Below are 22,392 nucleotides of genomic sequence, written 5' to 3'. Positions count from 1 at the left end.
GACAAATGACAAATGACAAATGACAAATGACAAATGACAAATGACAAATGACAAATGACAAATGACAAATGACAAATGACAAATGACAAATGACAAATGACAAATGACAAATGACAAATGACAAATGACAAATTACTTAATAGACGCTACAGGCACTTTCGCCTCTGGAGTGCGATCGCGTTGTCCTTGTTCGAGGGTGTTAGGTGTCGGTGTCACTGTTGCCATCTGCCACAATACCACGGCGGGAACAACGCCTAACACGATCCCTAAGCCAATCGGAACCCATATTTGAGCACCGATACTCATCACAGCCGCAAAGACAAAGTTGCTCAGGTAAACGGCTAAGGGCAATCCTAATTGGCGTCTAGACAATGCCATTGGCGTTTTCTGCCAAAATAAAGCCGCGACAGCCATAAAGACAGCACCTGTTCCTAACCAACCCGCAAAATTCTGATAGGGCATCCCAAAAAAGGCACCGGGTTGTTCCCATAACCAGAAAGGGACAGAGGCTTGGCTCATGGCGGGGTCAAGAACGAAGTCCCACGATGTCAGTAAAACAGCACCGATCGCGATCGCACCCAAGTGACGCCACCAACTAACTGATTGATTCGTCGCCACTCTACTCTCTAACCCCGCACGAGCCAATAGATAAGACACCAATCCTAAATAAAACCAGGATAAGGGAATTGTAAACGGCACAAGACCTGCGATTTTATAGCCTAAGCCACTTAAGTAACCATAGTGTCCAAAGGGGAAACCTGTACTCGTTCCCAGGAGTTCACTGGTCAAGGAAATGACAATAGCAGGAATCATGAACGTCAACCATTGCCACAGTCCCAGAGTTCGGTAGGCATAAATTGCAACGGCTGCTGCTCCTAAAATAATGTAGACGACTCCACCCCCAGCCATAGACCATTGAAATAGGGTTTGTCCCTGTGGCGGTAAACTCATAATCCATTCGGGGTGAGGCAACACCAGCAGTAGCCCTGCCAGTCCAAATGCCATAGCCCCGATATGACCTATCAACAAAGAGCGCTCAATTTTGATCAGTTGGTTCATGAAAAACTCCTAAAATGGTGAAAACCCCAGACTTGTCTTAGTAGCAAGACGCAGCATTCCGATTCAGATGCGGCAAGGCAATGGTTGTTTGCGAGTATACAAGCAGCAATGATTTATAGTTTACAAATGTTTACGAAAAAAGTCCCTAGTGCCGCCATCTGAATGATGAAGGAGATAGGGTAAGGGGGTGAGGCAATACGGCTCTGATCAGCTCTAATTTTAATTTTTGTCTTTACAGGCTCCCCCAGCTCCCTCAGCTCCCTCAGCTCCCCCAGCTTCCTCAGCTTCCCCAGCTCCCTCAGCTCCCTCAGCTCCCCCAGCTCCCCCAGCTCCCCTATTCTCCCCAACTGGGGATGAACAGAGTGGGAAAATCGTTAATATATTGGCAGGACAGTAACTTGAATCTTGTCACTGTATACTACAGTGCAAAAAACTTGGTCTTGTCTGCTGTTGGCTTCCTAGCATCTTTACTCAACATGACTTCACCTGTTCCGGAAAACGCGAAGACTGTCATTCGCCCCATTCAATACGGCGATTTGGAGAGAATTGAGCAGCTTACGACTCAAGCCACAGATACGGAGTGTAATAGCTGCTCGTTAACTTTCATCCGCCAACTACAGCAAGTTCGACGCTGGTATGGGCTGCTGATGGTTTTGAATTGGTTTCCGAATCCTTGCCAGTATGATTTTTGTTTCTATGTAGCTGAACAATTTCAGCGGCTGCGAGGATTAATTAAAGTGTCGCCCTTTAATCGGACTCGCAGTACTTGGCGCGTGGAACAGGTGTTAGTTGCTCCCGATCCGTCTCGTGAATCCATTAATAAACCCGCCAAACTTGAAACCGGCTCGGCACTCTTACGCCATTGCTTCGAGACTATCTGGGAAGCCCGCACCTGGTTACTAGAAGTCAATATCCACAATAAAGATACCCTGGCACTGTATCGGCGTAATGGATTTCAACCTCTAGCGCAATTGACATATTGGTCAATTTCTGCTCAAACCTTAGCTAAACTAGGCGATCGCGAACCCGATTTACCCAACTTGCTCCCGGTGAGCAATGCTGATGCTCAACTATTGTATCAGCTAGATACGGCGTCCATGCCTCCGTTAGTGCGTCAAGTGTTTGACCGTCATATCGAGGATTTTAAGACAGGATTTATGCGATCGCTAGTCTCGACGCTACAGCAGTGGTTCAATCGCACTGAAGTTATCAATGCTTATGTGTTTGAATCCCAGCGCAAAGCAGCTATTGGTTATTTTCAACTCACCCTTTGCCGAGATGGGAGTCAAGCACACGAAGCCCAGCTCACTGTTCACCCTGCCTACACTTGCCTGTATCCAGAGTTATTCTCACAAATGGCGCGGATTACCCAACAATATCCTGCCCAGTCTTTGCATCTGGCTTCAGCCGACTATCAACCGGAACGAGAAGACTACCTGGAACAGTTAGAGGCTCAGAGAATCGAGCATACTCTGCTCATGTCTCGTTCAGTCTGGCATAAAATCCGGGAAGCCAAGAAATTAGAAGGGTTACAGTTATCAGAAGTGCTTCAGGGACTCCAGCCAGCCCGTACTCCCATCCCCAGCCGTATGTCCTGGTGGGAATCCCTCTCCAAACAACCTAACGCCGTTTCTAAAACAAATGGAGCCAATTCTTCATCGAAACAGAAGTCGAAAGAGAAGGATATTCCACCGCCAGCCAACTCGACAGATACTAAGTAGGGGAGTTTTGAGTTGTGGATTCAACAACCCCACGCTACTAACGTGGAGCGTGGGGATTGTAAGACAAATTACAATTAAAACCGTTGAATACCGCATTGAGTCTCGGTTTGGTACAGACACCCGGATACTTCCCTAGTCCGGATCAAATCTAAAGCCTTTTGTCGGGCTGTTGTTAAGTCAAGACATCTTAACCGAGATGGCGGGAAGGGACTAAATACTTTACTCGCTCGTGAGGATTATCTCTATGCTACGAGTACCAGTTTTATCAAAGTCGGGCAAGCCTTTAATGCCTACCAAACCTAGCCGCGCTAGACGCTGGCTAAAGGAGGGTAAAGCCAAGGTGGTACACAACGATTTAGAATGCTTTGTCATTCAGCTAACCTTTGAAACAGAGGAAAACACCCAGCCCATAGCGGTAGGGATAGACCCTGGTAAAAGTTATTCGGGGATTGGGGTTCAATCAAATCAAGTCACCCTCTGGTGGACCCATTTAGTCCTACCGTTTAAGACAGTCAAGGAACGGATGGAACTACGGCGTGTCATGCGTCGAGCAAGGAGAGGTAGACGGATTAACCGGAAGCTGCCTTACCATGAACGATGCCACCGCCCAGGCAGGTTTGATAACCGCAAACAAAAAAAGCTACCACCCTCTATTCGAGCCAACAAACAGCTAGAGTTACGGGTAGTCAAGGAGCTGTTTAAGCTATTCCCCATCAGTGCTATTCACTATGAGTTAGTCATGGCTGATGTGGACAGAACCCGCGGTCGCAAGTCAGCTCGGTCTGGTGTTGGGTTTTCTCCAGTCATGGTCGGTCAACAACAAATGTTAACTTGGCTGTCTGAACTAGCCCCCGTCACGACTCACCAAGGATGGGAAAGAAATTGTAATGGTACTAGCCAGCTTAGACAGTGGCTAGGGTTAGCCAAAGACAAGAAAAACAAGGACCAACAGACACCTGCAACCCATGCTGTTGATGGTGTTACCTTGGCGGCGTTTGAATTCACTCAATGGCGAGAGTGGTACTCGAATAATGCAAAACATGGGCGCTGGTGTGGGGATGTTCAAATCACATCGGCACCGTTTGCGATAATCCGTAGACCGCCAATTAGCCGTAGACAGTTACACTTGTGTGTTCCATCAAAAGGAGGCAAACGGCGTAAATACGGTGGTACAGTTACCCGCCATGGCTTCAGAAAAGGTGACAAGGTTATAGCCGAAAAAGCTGGAAAGACTTACATCGGCTGGTGTTCTGGAGACACCAAAAAACAAGTTTCAGTTAGTGACGTTAACTGGAAACGATTAGGACAGTTTACCGCCAAAAAAGTCCAGTTGTTGCAGCGAAGCACGGGGTTAATTGTCGTGCCTTCAACTGGATTGTCAAATCTCCCCTTGCCCTTAAGGGTCGATTTGACCGCTATCCCTCTCCGGGTTGCTTCGCGCTCACCCGGAGTCTCACGCGAATACGATGACGATCTCCAGGTTTAACTTTAATGGTGTCCACCTACTTATGTGATGCAGAAAATCTCAGCCTTAGGCTTGGATGTTGGCAGTAAGCGAATTGGTGTCGCCGGATGCGATGGTACTGGCTTAATTGCTACAGGTTTAACCACAATCAAGCGAACATCTTTTGAGCAGGATGTATCCCAGTTCCGAGAACTCGTCGAACAACGCGACGTTCAAGTTCTGGTGGTTGGATTACCCTATTCGATGAACGGGACGCTGGGATTCCAGGCACGACAGGTGCAAAAATATGCCCGTCGCTTGAGCGCTGCCCTACAATTACCCGTAGAATATGTGGATGAGCGGTTAACGTCTTTTGAAGCCGAACAGTTACTTCATGCTGAGAAGCGATCGCCCTCTCGCCATAAAGCTCTGATCGACCGCAAAGCCGCAGCTATCATACTCCAGCAGTGGCTGGATACTCGTCGCTCAAACCGTTAATTATGAACCATCTAGCTTGCTTCTCGACGAGCGAATACCACGAGCGAATACCATGAATCATGAAAAATGATATGATCAAAAACTGCTGGATCATACCAATGAACATTTATCCATGGCTTTAACCCAAGAACGCAAACAAGAAATTATTGACAGCTATCAGATTCACGACACCGATACGGGTTCGGCAGATGTGCAAATCGCCATGCTCAGCGATCGCATTAGTCGCTTGAGTACACATCTGCAAGCCAATAAAAAGGATCATGCCTCCCGTCGGGGATTATTAAAGATGATTGGTCAGCGCAAACGCTTATTAAGTTATGTGCGTGAAGGCAATCCTGAACATTACCAAGCCTTGATTAAGCGCTTAGGTATTCGCGGATAAACACCGACTAAAGCTTATGTCTGACGAACCCTCCCGCAACCCTTTACCTTTTGAGCCGAGCCAAAAGCGAAAAAAAAAGTCGAAATCACAGGCTAAACCTGTAGCGAATAAAGCTAAGGCGAAATCCCCAGCTAAACCGGATCAACCAAAGGCTTCTACTCCTGAGTCGATGACTATTCCTGATCAGGTGAGTAAGCGTATGGTGCGCCGTATGGCACTACTTTGCGGTATTCCAACAGCCTTGGGAATGCTTTCATTTGTGGTTAGCTATCTTGCGGTGGTTAACCTGGAGATCGAGTTACCCAATGTAGCGGTGGTTCTGGTAAGTATGGGATTTTTTGGCTTAGGTGTGTTGGGATTAACCTATGGTGTTCTTTCAGCATCCTGGGAGGAAGACAGTCCAGGAACGTTACTGGGTTGGCAGGAATTCACAACCAACCTAGGACGACTCACATCAGCATGGCGTGAGGCGAGAGAGGCTAAAAAAAGTTAGCTCTTTTTTTCTAGGAACGCAGGGGGAGCAGAGGAAGCAGGGGGAGTAGGGAGAGTGAACTCACACACCATGCCTGATTAAAAAAGCGAAGGGTCAAAACCTATCCCTTCCTCAATCACATTGAAAACTTAAACCTTAAAACTTATGATTGTAGTCATGAAAGTCGGCTCTCCAGAAGCCGAAATCGATCGCATTAGTCAGGAACTCAGCGAACAGGGTCTAACGCCTGAACCGATTGTTGGTAAACACAAGGTTGTTATTGGTCTAGTCGGTGAAACGGCAGCTTTAGATCCGCTGCAAATTCAGGAAATTAGCCCCTGGATAGAAGAAGTGCTGCGGGTTGAGAAGCCCTTTAAACGGGCAAGCCGCGAATATCGTCACGGGGAAGCTGGCGAAGTTGTAGTATCAACACCCGATGGAGCTGTTCACTTTGGAGAGCAGCATCCCGTGGTGCTGGTAGCTGGTCCCTGTTCGGTAGAAAACGAGGAGATGATTGTGGAAACGGCGCGTCGGGTAAAAGCGGCGGGCGCTAAGTTTTTGCGGGGAGGTGCTTATAAGCCTCGGACGTCGCCTTATTCATTCCAAGGACATGGAGAAAGCGCTTTAGGCTTACTCGCCGCCGCACGGGAGGCTTCGGGTTTGGGGATCATTACCGAAGTCATGGATACAGCCGATGTGGATAAAATTGCCGAGGTAGTCGATGTGCTGCAAGTCGGTGCCCGCAATATGCAGAATTTCGCCCTGTTGAAAAAAGTAGGCGCACAGGATAAACCGGTGTTGTTGAAGCGGGGAATGTCGGCAACCATTGATGAATGGTTAATGGCGGCGGAGTATGTATTAGCTGGCGGGAATCCTAATGTGATTCTCTGTGAACGGGGTGTCCGGGGGTTTGACCGGAAGTATGCCCGGAATACACTGGATTTATCGGTGTTACCCGTATTGCGATCGCTCACCCATTTGCCGATCATGATTGATCCCAGTCATGGTACGGGTTGGTTTGAGTATGTACCCTCAATGGCAAAAGCCGCGATCGCAGCCGGGGCGGATTCGTTGATGATTGAAGTTCATCCTAATCCAGCTAAAGCCTTATCTGATGGACCCCAATCCCTGACACCGGATCGCTTTGATAGCTTAGTCCAAGAAATGGCAGTGATTGGTAAAGCCGTTGGGCGTTGGCACGAACCCGCTATGGCGATCGCGTAATTATTCTAGAACATCAGTGATATCGTGGGGACACGGCATTGCCGTGTCCTTGTTCTTTTGGTGAGTTCGTAGTTGCATTTTAGCTATGGGTTTATGGGTTCATTGGGTTGAAAACCACGGTTGGGTCAACTACTAGTGCAAGAAGGCAGAAATAACTGAACAGCTAATATCTCCCCCAGCTTCCCCAGCTCCCCCAGCTCCCCCAGCTCCTCCACACCTACAAAGCTGCTCACATATTTCCGCCGCGCTGCACTAGAAGGTAAAGATAAAATATTACATAGCAGAAAGCTGCCTGGTTTATCCCAGGCAACTGCCAATAGATAATCTTATTGATCCCTGACTGAAAAGCTAATCTAGGCGGGAGCCACCTGAACAATCAGCGATCGCTTATCAAAAGACTGGACTTTCCCCGCTTCGCCGAGGTCATCAATCACACGCTCTAGTAGTTCCCTGGCGCGATCGCGATGCTGATGTTCTCGTCCTCTCAGACGCACCTGAAACTTGACTAAATTACCTTTATCCAACCAATTAATCGCTCTTTTGATGCGTAAGCCGTAATCGGAGTCACCCACATTGGGACGTAACTTGACTTCCTTAAGTGTTGGTTTGGAACTCTGGCGTTGGCGCTTTTTCTGCTGGTATTGATGTTTCCCATAGTCTAAAACTTTTGCCACGGGAGCGTCTTTACGTTGAGAGACGACGACTAGATCCAGACTCGCATCTTTAGCGATTTGTAATGCCTCACGGGTATCTGTCAAGCCACGATTGTTGTTTTCATGGTCAATCAACAAAACCTGAGGTGATTTGATTTTATGGTTAATCAGTTGTTTCTGTTTCTTAGCGATAAGACTTTCCTCCTAAGTTCAACATCCTACTAGCTCACCTTTATCAGGTTAACCCAATGCTGATCACCTCATATCCCGCTAAGGTTTGAAATATGTTGGGGGCGATTAGACATTAGCAGATAGTAGGAACGTTTTCTACACCGTAACACTAATCTGGGATGAATGCCACGCTTATTAAGCACTCATCTCACCAACCACCTTGGGTTAAAGCTAGGCTAGGATGGAACGATCTGAACAACCAATGCTCGTCGATCAAAAGACTGAACTTTGCCAACTTCACCCAGATCAGACACCACGCGCTCCAGCAGTTCTGTGGCGCGATCGCGATGTTGATGTTCCCGACCCCGCAGACGCACCTGAAACTTTACGGAATCGCCTTTGCTTAACCATTCAACAGCTCGATTGATGCGTAAGCTGTAATCAGACTCGCCCACATTCGGACGCAGTTTAACTTCCTTGAGCGTTGGTTTAGAGCTTTGGCGTTGGCGTTTCTTTTGTTGGTACTGATGTTTCCCGTAGTCCAAAATTTTTGCCACGGGAGCATCTTTACGCTCAGAGACTACCACCAAGTCCAGACCTACATCTTTCGCCAGTTGTAGAGCCTCACGAGTATCAGTCAAACCGCGATTGTTATTCTCATGATCAATCAAGAGAACCTGAGGAGACTTGATTTGACGGTTGATTCGTTGCTTGTCTTTGTTAGCTATAATACATTCCTCCTAGAACTTCATTCTTAGTGGCTAACTCTTCTTTAGGATAGCGCAAGCCTGACTAATTGAAACCTCTCTCGGTTACGCTTGATGCCAACTGGGACATTCCCCTGCGTCTTTATCTTCCTTCCCCAGTTACTGCCTCAACAACAGCCGAATAGCGATGAGCTTGTTTTCGGCGCAAATGCCCTCTTTCCTGAAATTAGGGACAATCACGTCTTCGCCATATTTACTTAATCGCCAATTAAATATATACTCAATTAACATAACAAGCAACTAACGAAATCAAAAGGTTCAGAGTGCTCATGATATGGAAATCTCTCAGCAAAATTGTCCTCGGCATCCTGATTGGCATGATGGTCTTGAGTGGGTATCCTCTAGCGGCTAATGCCCAAACTGACCCGGCTGAATTAGCCAAAGCCGTCCAGGAAGTTGAGTACCTAGACGCAATGCGGTCTGGTTTAGCCTCTACCCTGGAAGGTCAAACCGAGGAACCCACCCTCCAGACGATGCAACAAGTCTGCAAGCCGGTGGGGATGAAAGCCAAAAAACTTAGTCAAGACAATGGCTGGCTAGTGAAACAAATCGCGACTAAATACCGTAACCCTGCCCATGCTCCAGATAATCTTCAGTCTAAAATGGCACTCGCTCAGTTGGAAAAGAATCCTCAGTTAATCGGCTTTTGGCAACGGGAAACGCTCAATGGCGTTTCAGGGACACGCTACTATCGGCGGATTAATGTAGAAGCCAGTTGTCTTGCTTGCCATGGTGCGAAAGATTCCCGTCCTGAATTTGTCCAACAAAACTATCCTCAAGACCGCGCCTTTGACTTTAATGTTGGTGACTTACGAGGAATGTATGCCGTATTTCTACCTGATGTTCAGCAAGGATTACAAGAGGCGCTAACTCCTTAAGCTGTTATGCTGTTTGGCATTTAAACCTTAATGTCAATCATGACGAAATCCTTGGAGTGCGAGCCTCTTACTCGCTACCCATTCCCAACTTAAATGCGTGACAGCTTATGCATTAAAGTTGAATGGCACGCTCAATAAGCACTGTGAAATCGCCAAAACCATTGATATGCCGTAGGGTGGGCATTGCCCACCAGCATACCAGGAGCGTGACATTCCATTAAAGTTGGCATGACAGTTCAAGGTAGAGAACGTCATTTGTCATTTGTCTAACCCTATTTATCCTTTGAATCAATCAAAAATGGCACAATCAAAACTTAAAAGCTCAAACTCCACAATCGTTATCTGGTGTGGGATGCGACGATGGCTATCGAGGCTACTGTTACTGGGTGCATTTGTCCTGCTGATGTTTATCGGTTGGGGAAGCGTTACCCCTCCCTCAGCCGTCGCTTCTATCCGCCAAATCGAAGAAGCCCCCGGACAGATGCTGTATCAATCTCGCCATACCTTGCAGGATGAAACGGGTCAATCGTGGCAAATCGTATTATTCAAACGGGTGAAAGCAGGTGAAGCTAAAGACATTAGCCTGCGTTTGGTTGGTTTTCCTGGGGTTGCAGAATTTGCTCATCCCCAGCCTTTAAAGATTACGACGAATACGGGTAAAGTCTTAAAGGCTGAGGATCTATTCGCCGACCAATCCCCAGCAGCGAATGTGGGTGAGTATAATATCAAAGACGTGTTGTCTGAATTGCCGATGTCTATAGGGGTTACGCTGTCTCTACCGATGAAGGGCGATCGCACAACCAGCCTGAGTGTTCCCTCAGTGGTCATATTAGAATGGCAAACGGTCGCCACTGAGTAGCGGCACGAAAAAAACCGAGAGACAATAGAGAAAACTTCTCATTGCAACCGATGTGAGGAATCCCCGTCTAATACGGGAGGAAAAATTATGACCACTCAATCAACCGCCACATTCACCTCCGTTTATGGTCCAGTGACATCTTGGCGCTACGGGCGATCGCTGGGTATTGATCCCATTGGACTCCAATCAACTTGCTCATTTAACTGCGTCTATTGTCAGTTAGGGGAAATTCAAGTTCGCACCACTCAACGTCACGTTTTTGTCCCTACCGAAAAAATTGTCCAAGATTTACAAGCGTTTGCCCCTTGGGATGTAGATGTGGTAACCCTTAGTGGTAATGGCGAACCCACTCTAGCCCTCAACCTGGCTGAGATTATTTCCCAGGTTAAGGAAATGACTCACAAGCCTGTCTTAGTCTTGACAAATGGCACGCTTTTAGGTGATCGAGACGTGCAGGCGGCGTTAGCCTTGGCGGATAAAGTCTCAGTTAAACTCGATGCGGTGAATCCTGATCAACTACAGCGTGTCAATCGTCCTGTCATGGAAGTCGATTGGCTCAAAATCTGGACAGGTATCCAGGAATTTCGTCAGGGATATCCAGGACATATAGGGATACAAACGATGCTGTTAACCCCACCGAGTCAGCCCAGTCAAGACGCTTACATGCAATTAGTGCGATCGCTACATCCCGATGAAATTCAACTCAACACCCCCACCCGCCCTAAACCCTTAACCCATCAACTGGATGGACGTGGTAATCATACCCCTACCGAATCACGTCCCTATCCTGTACAACAATTAAAGCAAGTGAGTGGGGATGTCTTACAAGCCTTTGCCGCTAAAATACAAGATGCGACCACTATCCCGGTTCGATGCGCTCCACGGTAAAAAAGTGTTGAGTGTTGACCCTTCACTGCGTTCGAGGGAACCTGGTTTGTAGGGGCGGGTTTAGGGACTATTGGTGTCAACTTTAAGGTAGAAAACCCATGCGGGCAAGGTTTTAAGCTGTGTTTATCTACTCCTCGACATTTCCCCCTCATCCCCTAACCCCAACTCCGGACCTGGGGAGAAGGGGAACCGGATTCTCTTACTCTCCTCTTGCTCCCCTCTCCCAAGCTTGGGAGAGGGGCTGGGGGTGAGGGCTGGCGTGGGAGAGGGGCTGGGGGTAAGGGGTTGAGCTTAAGTTGACACGGATGGTTTAGGGACTTTCGTCTCGCTGTTGAAGATAACATTTGTTCAAAACCCGCCCCGAATGAGTGAAAGCGTTGTCAATATCATTGAAGAATGACCAATGACCAATGACAAAGGACAAATAACAAATGATATTCCTCCTGGATATCTAAATATTATGGGATACGTTGACGAGTCAGAAGTAAATGGTCCTGGCTGTCGCGCTGTGGTTTGGGTACAAGGATGTAACCGAGAATGTGCAAGCTGTTTCAATCCAGCATCTTGGTCTTTTGAAATTAACCAGTTAATTGCTGTTGATGAATTAGCGGATAAAATTTTGTCCAATCCCCGCAATCAAGGAGTCACCTTTTCTGGTGGAGAACCCTTTTGGCAAGCGCCAGCCCTAGCACAGTTAGCGAAGAAGCTCAAAGCGGCGGGGTTAAATATCATGTCATTTAGTGGATTTACGTTAGGGGAACTGCAATCACCTGATGCTCCTCCAGGCGCACAAGAGTTATTAGGACAACTGGATATTTTAGTCGATGGTCCCTTTGTTGAATCCTTGGCTATTAATTCCCCCGATTCACCCGTCTCCTCTCGAAATCAGCGCGTTCGTGTATTTAATCCGGCATTAAAAGACCAAATCACCTGGGCTTCTGATCAAATGGAGATTCATATCCTTAAAGATGGTAGTCGCATTGTTACAGGATTTCGAGGTCAAATGAATTTGAGTGAAGGATAGATGTCGTAAAACGTAATCAGTAGTCAGGGCGGGTTTTGAACCAAAGGTTATCATTAACAGCGAGACGGAAGTCCCTAAACCCGCCCCTACACACTCAAATTTCGTTATTGGTCATTGGTCATTGGTCATTGGTCATTGGTCATTGGTCCTTTGTTGATTAGGAAATCACTCCCTCTGCTTCCCCTGCTCCCAGACGTGCCATGGCACGTCTCTACATTGCTTCCCCTTTCTGCTATATCAGTAATTTCCCCCATTTTTTTATCCTTTAATGTAAAGATACATTAATAATACACCGAGCAAAAATAATCCAAGATTCCAATGTTGTTGAATTATAAATAATATCTTGAATAGATAAAAAAATTACTTCTTTAATGCCTGGAGTCTACCCCGCTATTGAAACCAATGGTCAAGGTTAAGGGGAATTATAGATTAAGTTAATTTACCTAGTATTTCTAAAGCAATTCTGACTCAGGACTAATCTGAACTTTAGGAAACTGAGTCTTTTGTAAAGCTTTGTCGAAAAATCACCTGAAATAGTCAATTCATCTCCGAGTCCTCTAGACAAACATACGGAAGTAAGTTAGTCTGTATTACAGGTTGTCTAACGTGTAAGACAACGCCGAAAAACTCAACTCTGACCGATCAGGAGTCAAACGTGCCAAACCAACCAACTGCACATTTTAATTCTCCCCAAAAAGAGTTGAGCCAAGTAGGGACTTCTACCACTCGCGATTGACTAATTTTGAATCTCTAAGGTTTTGGATGACTGAATGCGCCAACGGCTTCATGGCATAACGCTGAAGAACTCCAAGCTTAATTGTAGGGATACAGGGTGTTCATTGATCAGACCAGCATCTACAATTCTAGGTCTGATATCGCTCAGAGCGCTGTAGTGATTGCACTCCTGTTTAGTTCCCTGATAGAGAAATTTCAAAATCTTCTGAGAGTTGACAAAGATAGTCTTTTTTAGACGAAAAAACTTTGTCTAACTAAGGTTTCAGGGTGATGTTCCCTTCAAAAGCGACTGAAGTCTAACGCGGGTATAAAACACCGAAATTATTAGACATTTCCGGCTTTTGTTAAACCCTTAGTCATAGCAAAAAACCGATGACGGCTAGACAAATTCCCTCTGTAATCTCAACTCCAACGCTCTCTTCCCTAGAGCAAGTTCGGTCTCTTAGAACCTTGCAGCGATTTCAGTTTAGCGGTGAACTGGTGTTGAACGCTCCAAAGGGACACCAATGGATCTTTTTTTTGCATCTAGGCGGTATCCTTTATGCAACAGGAGGAGTGCATCCGGTGAGACGGTGGCAACGGAATTTAGCCATTCACTGCCCTCAAGTTTTGACTCATCCTGACACAATTGGGCGTGATCTTGCCAGTATCAATGTGAAAAAATGCTGGGACTATCAGCTATTGTGTTTATGGGTCAAGCAGCGACGAATCACTCCCGAACAAGCCGCCAATATGATTCGTGCGGTGCTGACTGAGATTGTATTCGATATCGCGCAAGCGAAGCAAGTAACCCATCAAATCCAGCATAATTATTCGTTACCGACGAAACTGGTTTTGATTGAAATTAATCAAGCGATCGCACAAGTCCAATCTTTGTGGCAAACTTGGCACAATGCCCAGCTTGCGGATTATTCTCCCAATCAAGCTCCGGTTATTAAACAACCGGAACAGTTACGAAACAACCGTTCCGCCGAAGTTTACCAAACGTTAACTAACGTACTCGACGGACACCATACATTGCGTGACTTAGCCGTAAAACAGCGTCGGCATGTTGTGGACATTGCTCAAGCGTTAATGCCTTACCTGAAATCAGGCTGGGTAAAACTGACTAATATTCCCGATTTACCAGCACCCACTCCCAATACTCTAAGGAATAGAGAAAATGTTGGTGCTGACAAGCAGGAAAGCCGAGAAAAAAGTAGAGACGAGCCACGGCACGTCTCGCCACGGCAAGTCTTGCCACGGCGCGTCTTAGAGCCAGGGAAAGAGAAGGTTAAAGCTTATCCCACGGGTATTACTCCCACTTCTGGAAAAGCGAATGTGCCGAAAACACCGCTCACAAGCGCAAACGCAACCTCAACTAAATCCCTGGTTGCTTGTGTAGATGACAGTCGTTGGGTGATTCACACCATGGAAAAAGTAATCGGGGCGGCAGGTTACCGATTTATTGGTGTAGAAAATGCCTTGCGAGCCATTCCCACCCTTTTGGTACGCAAACCTGATCTAATCTTTTTAGACTTGGTGATGCCAAATGTCAACGGATATGAGCTTTGTACTCAATTACGCAAACTGTCCTGTTTCCAAAACACACCCATTGTCTTTTTAACCGGAAAAGATGGGGCAGCGGATCGACTTCACGCCAAATTTGTTGGAGCCTCGGATTTCCTGAGCAAACCTTTAAATTCCAGGAATTTGCTCACGGTACTCCACAAACATATCAAACAGGGTGTTTATTGATTCTTCATCGTTCATCCTTACTTCTAGGATGAGCAAAAATGAAGTCAACAATAACTATCATTGACCAATTTCTTTTGTATTCATTAGGTAATTACCATGGGAACAGCTCTAGTTGTTGAAGATTCCTCAACGGATATGCAAATTATCACCAGTTGCTTACAGCAAGGTGGTATCAATGTCTTGGTTGCCCATAGTGGCGAAGAGGCTTTGGCTAAAATTAGCACGCAAAAACCGGATGTGATTATTTTAGACATCGTGCTACCGGGTCGCAGTGGTTTTGAAGTCTGCCGCGAATTAAAAACGGCGGCTGAAACGAGCAATATTCCCGTCGTTATTTGTTCGACAAAAGGAGGCGAAATGGATAAATTTTGGGGCATGAAACAGGGAGCAGATGCTTACCTGGCTAAACCCGTGGATCAAAATGAGCTTGTCCGAACAGTTAAACAGCTCATTCGTCCCTAATTAAAACGGTTCGTAGTCAGCACTTTAGTGCGAATAAGCTCTTTTGAAGGGCGGGTTTATTCAAGTTATCAGTTTGGTGCAAAATGTTATCTGTAAAACCCGCCCCTACACCCCCGCTCTAAGAGTTCTTTACTTTAAGTTGATACTAATGGCACTAAAGTGCCTACTACATACTTCCTTACGATGTCTGACACTTTATCAACTCAAAACCGCTTATCATCGTCCATGCCGATCCAGCCGCGATCGCCTGCATCTGTAGCTAGCGACACAGAACAGTTTTTGCGGTTTCATCTGCTACCCGATACAACGGCTTTGTTGTCAGTTAGACAGTTGACGGAGGTGTTACATATTCCGATTGGTCAGATTGTACCCATCCCTCATACACCCGCTTGGGTGATGGGTGTGTATAACTGGCGGGGTGAGATTCTTTGGATGGTGGATATCGGACATCTCGTGGGACTCACGCCGTGGTATCAGCAGATAACCGGTGCTTCAAATTACACAGCAATTGTGTTACATACTCGTTCCCCGTCACAAACCTCTACCCAAGTCAAAAGCCAGATGCTGGGACTTGTGGTTAACCGTGTCGAAGATATGGAGTGGTGCAATCCTGATGGGATTCAATCCCCACCTTCTGCTCCAGTTACTCCCGAACTTGCTCCTTTTTTGCGGGGATATTGGGTGAAATCAAGTGGTGAGATGTTAGCCGTTCTCGATGGCACAGCTATTACCGAAGCCATGCCCAAAATTCAGTAAATTTTGTCATTTGTCATTTGTCATTTGTCAAACTGGCGAGGTGTCAAGTTAGCCAGATCCTTTCAGCCAAGAGTTGCGTCTATCAAACATTTCTCAAAATCAGCCAATTAACGACGGCTGACAAATATAACCCCAAAAATTCCGCTTAATTTCATAGCACTATTCGGTATTGCTTAACCCAACGCAAGGCTTTATTTTGGCTTGCGGATGAGTTGAGTAGTATCTCTCGTACCCTATTGATGTTCAACGATGAGGTTCATATCATGACTCAAACATCATCCAATACAAACTCCACAAATAATAACGGTGCTACTTCCAAGCTGACACCGAATGATAATGGTTCAGCACTCAAGGATTATCCCCTCTCTGATCACAGCCTTTCTACTCAAACCTCAAACGCTCTCAAACGACTAGAACCTGATGGGGGAGGATACAAGGCAAAGACTCAAACCATTCCCAAACCACAGTCATCAACCTCTTGGTGGCAACGGCTGAATCTGCGAAATAAAGCCACAGCATTGGCAATCATTATTGGTACGCTTCCTGTACTGGTAACAGGAATCACCGCCTACTATTTTGCTGACCGAGCGGTTATTCGAGAAATTGCTAACGCGAAAATCGCCCGTGCTGAAGGTATTGAAGATAAGGTGATTCGTTTCATGCGGGAACGGTACGGGGATATTCAGATTCTGGCGAGTCTGCAAGTTCTCACTGATCCGGAGCTGGTTGAATCAACAACCCTGGCTCAAAAACAAGCTACTCTCGACAACTACATCGATTTCTACAAAATCTATGACAGCATTGCTGTGTTTGATCTCCAGGGCAATGTAATTGTGCAATCGAAGGGAGATCCTCTACCGAATCACAGCGATCGCGAATACTTTCAAGCTGCTCTTAAACTGGATGGACCCTATATCAATAACCCCACGATCTCTGAATCCAGTGGCGAATTTGCGGTTCACACGGCTGCACCCGTGAAAGATGCCACGGGTAAAACCATTGGCGTCATCCGATCTCGTATGCCTGTGGAAGCTCTCGATGACCTGATTTCCAACTTCGGGTTTGGTGGTGACGAATACTATTTACTTGACTTGTCTGAGGGCGGTGCTGAAATTTTCGTATCGAACCAGCCAGATATGCAGGGTAAGAGCGCCTCAGAGGTGTTTGTTGATTTTGAGCAATTGAAAACCGCAGGCAAGTCAGGAAGTACAGTGACAACGGATACGGTTGCAAACAGTCAAGACTTGTTAGCCTACGCTCCCGAACAAACCCTGGAAGGGGTGCAAGACCTACCCTGGACAGCGATGGTTGCCACACCCACCGAGATTGCGTTTGAACCGCAGCGCCAGTTACTTCTCGCCCTAGCCAGTGGTACAGCGCTCACCGCTTTGCTGGTGTCAGCGGTAGCCGCCGCCATTGCCAACCGCGCCACACGCCCGATTGTGAGTGCAGCCGACGCGGTGACCAAAATTGGTCAGGGAGACTTGGATACCCGTTTAAACGTGGCTGGGGAAGACGAAATGGCTGTCTTGGGAGAAAACATCAACGACATGGCTAAACAGCTTGGCAGCCTGGTGCAGGAACAAACCTTGGCAGCAGAAAAGGCAAACTTGCTGGCAGAGATTACCAGTGTCCGTTCCTTTGACGCCCAAGCGATTCAAGACATTTTCGACATTGCCGTGATCAATGCTCGCAAAATCTATAAAGCTGACCGGGTGATTGTCTATCGTCTTAACTCTGATGGTAGTGGCGAGGTGGCGGCTGAATCAGTCACGGCAGGTCAGTTTCATGCGTTCAATAGCAATATCAAACATCCCCCCTTGTCACCCAAACAGCTAGCGACTCACAGTGATGACGGGATTGTGGCAATTACGAATGTTGCCACCGCCGGGTTAGCGCCTGAACAGTTGAAGTTTATGGAAAACCTGGAAGTTAAGTCTACCCTGGATGTTTTACTGATGTCGCAAGGTCAACCCTTTGCCTTACTTAGCGTTCACCACTGCCAAAAGTCCTACGAATGGCAACCTGGGGACATTGATTTTCTCCAACGCTTAGCCGATCAGATGCGACTATCCCTTGACCGACTCACTCTACTTGACCAAACCCGAAACCTGGCGGAAGAACAGCGGCTACTGAAAGAAGGGTTGCAACAGCGAGCCTTAGAACTGCTGAAGGAGGTAGACCCGATTAGTAAAGGTGACCTAACCATTCGCGCACGAGTCACCGAAGATGAAATCGGTACAGTAGCAGACTCTTATAATGCCACGGTTGCTAACCTACGGAAAATTGTTACCCAGGTGCAAGCAGCGGCGGGTCAAGTGGCGGATACCACGAGCAGTAATGAAGTGGCGGTACAATCCCTAGCCGAAGAAGCGCTGCACCAAGCCGAAGAAATTTCCGTCGCTCTTGACCGCGCCCAGGAAATGGCTCAGTCGGTGCGAATGGTTGCCGCAAACGCGGAACAAGCGTTAACGGCGGTGCAAGAAGCGGGTCAGATGGTACAAGAAGGAGACCAGGCGATGAACCGTACTGTAGACGGGATTCTCGCCATCCGCGAAACGGTAGCAGAAACGGCGAAAAAAGTCAAACACTTGGGTGAATCGTCACAAAAGATTTCCACGGTTGTTAACCTGATTAGCACCTTTGCCGCCCAAACCAACTTGCTGGCGCTCAACGCCTCCATTGAGGCAGCCCGCGCCGGGGAAGAAGGACGAGGATTCGCGGTGGTTGCCGACGAAGTGCGATCGCTGGCTCAACAGTCTGCTGATGCGACTAGCGAAATTGAAAAGCTGGTGGCGGCAATTCAAGCGGAAACCAACGAGGTGGTAACCGCAATGGAAGCCGGGACAGAACAGGTGGTTATGGGTACAAAACTCGTGGATGAAACTCGTGCTTCTCTGAACAAGATTACCTCTGTATCCAACAAGATTAGTGACCTGGTTGAAGCGATTACCGAAGCCACATTAATTCAGACACGAGCCTCTGAATCAGTGACGGAAACAATGACAAAGGTGGCAAATATTGCGGCTCAAACATCCACAGGAGCTAGTGACGTATCGTACTCATTTGAACAACTCCGACAAGTGGCGCAAGCGTTACAAGCAGAGGTGGGTCAGTTTAAGTTGAATTAGTCATTCGGTTCGTAGTAGGCACTTTAGTGCTATAAGCGCTAAAGCGCTTACTACAAACTAGAAGCAACTTCAATAATTAAGGACGAAAATATGGCAATTAATCCCGATATTCGTGACCAAGCCTATCAGTTTTTTATTGCCGAAGCGCCGGAACTTTTACAGACACTAGAAACCGGGTTATTAAACCTGAGAGATGAGCGCAGCACTGCCAAAGTTCACGAATTAATGCGAGCGGCTCACTCGTTAAAAGGGGGCGCAGCCAGTGTTGAATTAGAGGCGATCGCGACTCTAGCTCACCGCTTGGAAAATATCTTTAAGGCACTTTATAGTGATACTGTAGAGCTTGACATTGAGCTAGAAAATAAACTGCTGCAAGCTTATGACTGTCTGAGTTTGCCGCTGAAATCGCAAATTACCACCGGTTCCTTTGACGCGGATGCGGCTATCTCCACGGGGACTCCCATTTTTGATCAAATTGAGGCACGATTGGGAGATGCTCTGAATCAGGCGGATAGTTATATGCCCAGTTCCGCTGAATTGGGGATCAATATGGCGGTGTCTATTTTTGAAGTCGATGTCGCTGAAGGCTTGGAACGTCTTGCTACCGTGGTAGCGAATCCTCAAGACTATGAAGTAGCTGGAGAATTACGCGCCCAAATTGAAGTATTTGCCGGATTTGCTGAGTTCTTAAATTTGCCCGGATTTGGCGCGATCGCACAAACGGCACAACAGGCGCTGGAGGTTCACCCCGAAAGGGTTGTAGAGATTACCAAATTGGCACTGGCTGATTTTGAAGTTAGCCGTCAAGCGGTTCTCTCTGGTGAACCAACAACTGGGGGAAATCCATCTGAGGCTTTAATTGCCCTCGCCGAATCTCCCGCCACGGCAACGGTTTCGGGTGAATGGGAAGCGAGTGATTGGGGACTGGGATTGCCATTAACCGAGGGTTCGGTGGACGAGGAAGAGTCCGCAGGACAACCGATTGAAGCCTTTGTCGAGGAAGATGCGATCGCGGCATCACCAGAAACGCTTCCTTTACTCGCCGATTTGTTTTCTCAAGAGACTGAACCGTATGATCTGCCAGCCACAGCAGAATCACCCTCATCCATTCCTTCGTTAGACGATATTTTTGGTACGTCTGACGGTGAGGAGATTTTAGAGACACAAGAGGTTAACCAGGAAACCTCTATCTTCGCCCAGATAGAGGATCACCTCCAAGCTACTCCCGAAACCGTCACCGAAGTCGAAGCGGATGTTGTACCTGAACCCTCTGCATTAGTTCCGACTGAACCGATTAACCTGGATGTTGCGATTCAATCGATTGAGCAAGTTTTTGATCAACTTCCCTCGGTGGAAGAGGCGTCGCAATTAACCCTGTTTCAGGGGAATTCGTTGGTGTCTAATCAATCGGATCAGCGTAATCTCACCGCGTCTTCATCCAATCAGCTGACGAGCAACAATCTCGTTACATCGACTCCTCCCCGTTCACCCGCCCCCACGCCGACTCTATCCGTGCGGGTAGATTTAGATCGACTCGAACGGATGAATAACTTGGTTGGGGAATTAGCGATTAACCGCAATGGGTTATCCCTCCAGAATCAGCAATTACAGGGTTCTGTGCGAGCCTTGCTGGATCGATTTGGGCGATTTGGGCAGATTGTGAATAAATTGCAAAATTTATCCGATAAGATGCTAGTTGCGCCGGAACGGTACAGCTATGGGACGATGGCGGGTGTGGAAGCAATGGCTCGTCCGATTTCCCCAGGCGGTAATGGGCGATCGCTGGGATTGCAAACCTCGGATCGCTCCCCGGATGGAACGATGAAGACATTAGCGGATTTTGACTCCTTGGAAATGGATAGCTACGGCGCTCTCTATTCCCAAATCCAAGGGATTTTAGAGGAGATGGTGCAGCTTGAAGAAGCCGTTGATGATATCGCCCTATTTGCCAAGAAATCCGATCAAACCACAGAACAGCAGCGTCAAATGCTCAACCACTTGCGGGATGAGTTGATGTGGGCGCGAATGTTACCGATTGGGGAGGTGTTGAATCGGTTTCCTAGGGTATTACGAGAACTGTCTAACACGTATCACAAACGGGTGAATTTGAAGTTAACTGGAACAGGAGTTCTGGTTGATAAAGCGGTGTTAGAAAAGCTCTATGATCCGTTGCTGCATTTACTGCGAAATGCCTTTGACCATGGAATTGAGTCTGCTGATATCCGGCATCAACGGGGAAAACCGGAATCGGGACAAATGGAGATTCGGGCGTATCACAAGGGAAGTCAAACCATTATCGAAGTTCGGGATGATGGTCAAGGGTTAAATGCCGAGCGAATTGGGCGTCGGGCGGTTGAGTTGGGATTAGTATCCCGTGACCAATTGGCGACAATCTCAGAGGCGCATTTGTGGGGATTTATTTTTGAGCCAGGATTTTCCACCGCCCAGCAAGTCAGCGAGTTATCGGGACGAGGGGTGGGGTTAGATGTAGTGCGGACTCAGTTGCGATCGCTTAAAGGTAAAATTTCTGTAACTTCCACGCCAGGAGGCGGTACGACGTTTACGCTGCGTCTCCCCTTAACGCTCACCATCGCTAAATTATTGGTCTGTTTTATCGGGACAACCGTCTTAGCGTTACCCTCGGACAGTATCGAAGAAATTATTATTCCCAAAGCCAACCAAGTGAAAAAATCCGGGGCGCAACGGTTTCTCCATTGGCGGGGACAATTAGTACCGACGTATCGATTAGGGGAACTGTTGGACTATCAGCGCCCCTTACCCGAAAGCCTTACCAGTCAAGCCTTAAGTTCCGTGTCTGCACCAGAGACATGGCAATTACCCCTGTTGGTGCTGCGTCAGGATCAGCAGGTATTTGCTGTGGAAGTAGAGCGTCTGGTGACAGAACAAGAATTGGTGATTAAACCCTTTGGGGCGGCGATTTCTCCCCCTAGTTATACCTACGGTTGCACAATTTTGGGGGATGGGAGTGTGATTCCAGTGATTGATGGCATAGCGCTGTTGGAATTTGCCCACGGATCAACGACGCCAACGGCGACGCCTGTACCGAAAGCGCCTTCCGACGAAACGGCGATGGGTTCAGGGGATACAACTACTCTCAGCAGAACGGTGCAAGTACCGACAATCTTGATTGTCGATGATGCGGTGGCGTTGCGACAAACTTTGGCGCTAACCCTGGAACGGGCGGGTTTTCGGGTATTACAAGCGCGGGATGGGCGAGAGGCGATCGAACAATTGCAGCAAAGTACCTCAGTGCAGTTAGTGGTGTGTGATATTGAGATGCCGAATATGAATGGGTTTGAGTTTCTCAGTCAACGGCGTCAAGATCCACAATTATCCAGCGTTCCTGTTGCCATGTTAACCTCTCGCAGCAGTCAAAAACATCGCTGGTTAGCGATGCAGTTGGGGGCGAGTGGGTACTTTACTAAGCCTTATTTGGAACAAGAGTTTGTGGGATCTCTGAATGACATCATCCGCGAAAATAGTCTTGTTAGTCATTAGTCATTTGTCCTT

At 47.4% G+C, this 22,392-nt stretch carries 18 protein-coding genes; 15 read left to right on the top strand and 3 right to left on the bottom strand.

Annotated features, from left to right (window positions below):
- Positions 1 to 132: 132 nt before the first annotated feature.
- Entirely contained in the window at positions 133 to 1,059 is a 927-nt protein-coding gene (gene cruF, locus RIC07_RS38785; RefSeq protein WP_446382373.1) for a gamma-carotene 1'-hydroxylase CruF, read from the bottom strand.
- Positions 1,060 to 1,535: 476 nt separating this feature from the next.
- Here cruF and RIC07_RS38780 point away from each other — a divergent pair, with 476 nt between their 5' ends.
- From RIC07_RS38780 to aroF, 6 genes are all read left to right on the top strand, one after another.
- Positions 1,536 to 2,780, top strand: coding sequence for an N-acetyltransferase family protein (locus RIC07_RS38780; protein WP_446399167.1), 1,245 nt, complete (start codon positions 1,536 to 1,538; stop codon positions 2,778 to 2,780).
- Positions 2,781 to 3,024: 244 nt separating this feature from the next.
- On the top strand, positions 3,025 to 4,266 hold the full coding sequence (locus tag RIC07_RS38775; protein ID WP_446399166.1) for an RRXRR domain-containing protein: 1,242 nt from the start codon (positions 3,025 to 3,027) through the stop codon (positions 4,264 to 4,266).
- Between the two features lie 27 nt (positions 4,267 to 4,293).
- Positions 4,294 to 4,722 carry a Holliday junction resolvase RuvX gene (ruvX, locus tag RIC07_RS38770; protein ID WP_446382367.1) on the top strand — a complete coding sequence of 143 codons (429 nt, stop codon included), beginning with the start codon at positions 4,294 to 4,296 and terminating at the stop codon, positions 4,720 to 4,722.
- A 112-nt stretch (positions 4,723 to 4,834) separates the two neighbouring features.
- Positions 4,835 to 5,104, top strand: coding sequence for a 30S ribosomal protein S15 (gene rpsO / locus RIC07_RS38765; RefSeq protein ID WP_006103631.1), 270 nt, complete (start codon positions 4,835 to 4,837; stop codon positions 5,102 to 5,104).
- A gap of 16 nt (positions 5,105 to 5,120) precedes the next feature.
- Entirely contained in the window at positions 5,121 to 5,597 is a 477-nt protein-coding gene (locus RIC07_RS38760) for a photosystem II biosynthesis protein (RefSeq protein WP_446399165.1), read from the top strand.
- 144 nt (positions 5,598 to 5,741) lie between these two features.
- Positions 5,742 to 6,800: a 3-deoxy-7-phosphoheptulonate synthase gene (aroF, locus tag RIC07_RS38755; RefSeq protein WP_446399164.1), complete on the top strand. Its 1,059-nt coding sequence runs from the start codon at positions 5,742 to 5,744 to the stop codon at positions 6,798 to 6,800.
- Between the two features lie 353 nt (positions 6,801 to 7,153).
- On the opposite strand, the gene infC (RIC07_RS38750) is transcribed toward aroF, so the two are convergent.
- Both infC (RIC07_RS38750) and infC (RIC07_RS38745) read right to left on the bottom strand, forming a co-directional pair.
- A complete protein-coding gene (gene infC, locus RIC07_RS38750; RefSeq protein WP_446399171.1) occupies positions 7,154 to 7,624 on the bottom strand; it encodes a translation initiation factor IF-3 in 471 nt (156 codons plus the stop codon).
- 236 nt (positions 7,625 to 7,860) lie between these two features.
- The gene (infC, locus tag RIC07_RS38745; protein WP_269546331.1) at positions 7,861 to 8,352 is read right to left on the bottom strand and encodes a translation initiation factor IF-3; all 492 of its coding nucleotides are present in this window, start codon (positions 8,350 to 8,352) and stop codon (positions 7,861 to 7,863) included.
- A 308-nt stretch (positions 8,353 to 8,660) separates the two neighbouring features.
- On the opposite strand from infC (RIC07_RS38745), the gene RIC07_RS38740 reads away from it, so the two are divergent.
- The 9 genes from RIC07_RS38740 (at position 8,661) to RIC07_RS38700 (ending at position 22,380) form a co-directional block, all read left to right on the top strand.
- On the top strand, positions 8,661 to 9,269 hold the full coding sequence (locus RIC07_RS38740) for a Tll0287-like domain-containing protein (RefSeq protein WP_446399163.1): 609 nt from the start codon (positions 8,661 to 8,663) through the stop codon (positions 9,267 to 9,269).
- A gap of 298 nt (positions 9,270 to 9,567) precedes the next feature.
- Positions 9,568 to 10,128 carry a DUF3122 domain-containing protein gene (locus tag RIC07_RS38735; RefSeq protein WP_446399162.1) on the top strand — a complete coding sequence of 187 codons (561 nt, stop codon included), beginning with the start codon at positions 9,568 to 9,570 and terminating at the stop codon, positions 10,126 to 10,128.
- Between the two features lie 87 nt (positions 10,129 to 10,215).
- Positions 10,216 to 11,016: a radical SAM protein gene (locus RIC07_RS38730; protein ID WP_446399161.1), complete on the top strand. Its 801-nt coding sequence runs from the start codon at positions 10,216 to 10,218 to the stop codon at positions 11,014 to 11,016.
- Positions 11,017 to 11,419: 403 nt separating this feature from the next.
- Positions 11,420 to 12,040: a 4Fe-4S single cluster domain-containing protein gene (locus tag RIC07_RS38725; protein ID WP_446399160.1), complete on the top strand. Its 621-nt coding sequence runs from the start codon at positions 11,420 to 11,422 to the stop codon at positions 12,038 to 12,040.
- A gap of 1,107 nt (positions 12,041 to 13,147) precedes the next feature.
- Positions 13,148 to 14,512, top strand: a complete 1,365-nt coding sequence (locus RIC07_RS38720) for a response regulator (protein ID WP_446399159.1) — start codon at positions 13,148 to 13,150, stop codon at positions 14,510 to 14,512.
- 96 nt (positions 14,513 to 14,608) lie between these two features.
- On the top strand, positions 14,609 to 14,974 hold the full coding sequence (locus RIC07_RS38715) for a response regulator transcription factor (RefSeq protein WP_006104153.1): 366 nt from the start codon (positions 14,609 to 14,611) through the stop codon (positions 14,972 to 14,974).
- A 183-nt stretch (positions 14,975 to 15,157) separates the two neighbouring features.
- A complete protein-coding gene (locus tag RIC07_RS38710) occupies positions 15,158 to 15,730 on the top strand; it encodes a chemotaxis protein CheW (RefSeq protein WP_446399158.1) in 573 nt (190 codons plus the stop codon).
- Positions 15,731 to 15,993: 263 nt separating this feature from the next.
- The gene (locus tag RIC07_RS38705) at positions 15,994 to 18,861 is read left to right on the top strand and encodes a methyl-accepting chemotaxis protein (protein WP_446399157.1); all 2,868 of its coding nucleotides are present in this window, start codon (positions 15,994 to 15,996) and stop codon (positions 18,859 to 18,861) included.
- 90 nt (positions 18,862 to 18,951) lie between these two features.
- Positions 18,952 to 22,380 carry a response regulator gene (locus RIC07_RS38700; protein ID WP_446399156.1) on the top strand — a complete coding sequence of 1,143 codons (3,429 nt, stop codon included), beginning with the start codon at positions 18,952 to 18,954 and terminating at the stop codon, positions 22,378 to 22,380.
- Positions 22,381 to 22,392 lie beyond the last annotated feature (12 nt).

This window comes from Coleofasciculus sp. E1-EBD-02 (assembly GCF_040218245.1).
Lineage (GTDB): Bacteria > Cyanobacteriota > Cyanobacteriia > Cyanobacteriales > Coleofasciculaceae > Coleofasciculus.
The sequence above is the reverse complement of the archived record's forward strand: the minus strand, read 5'-3'. Positions and strand labels throughout refer to the sequence as shown.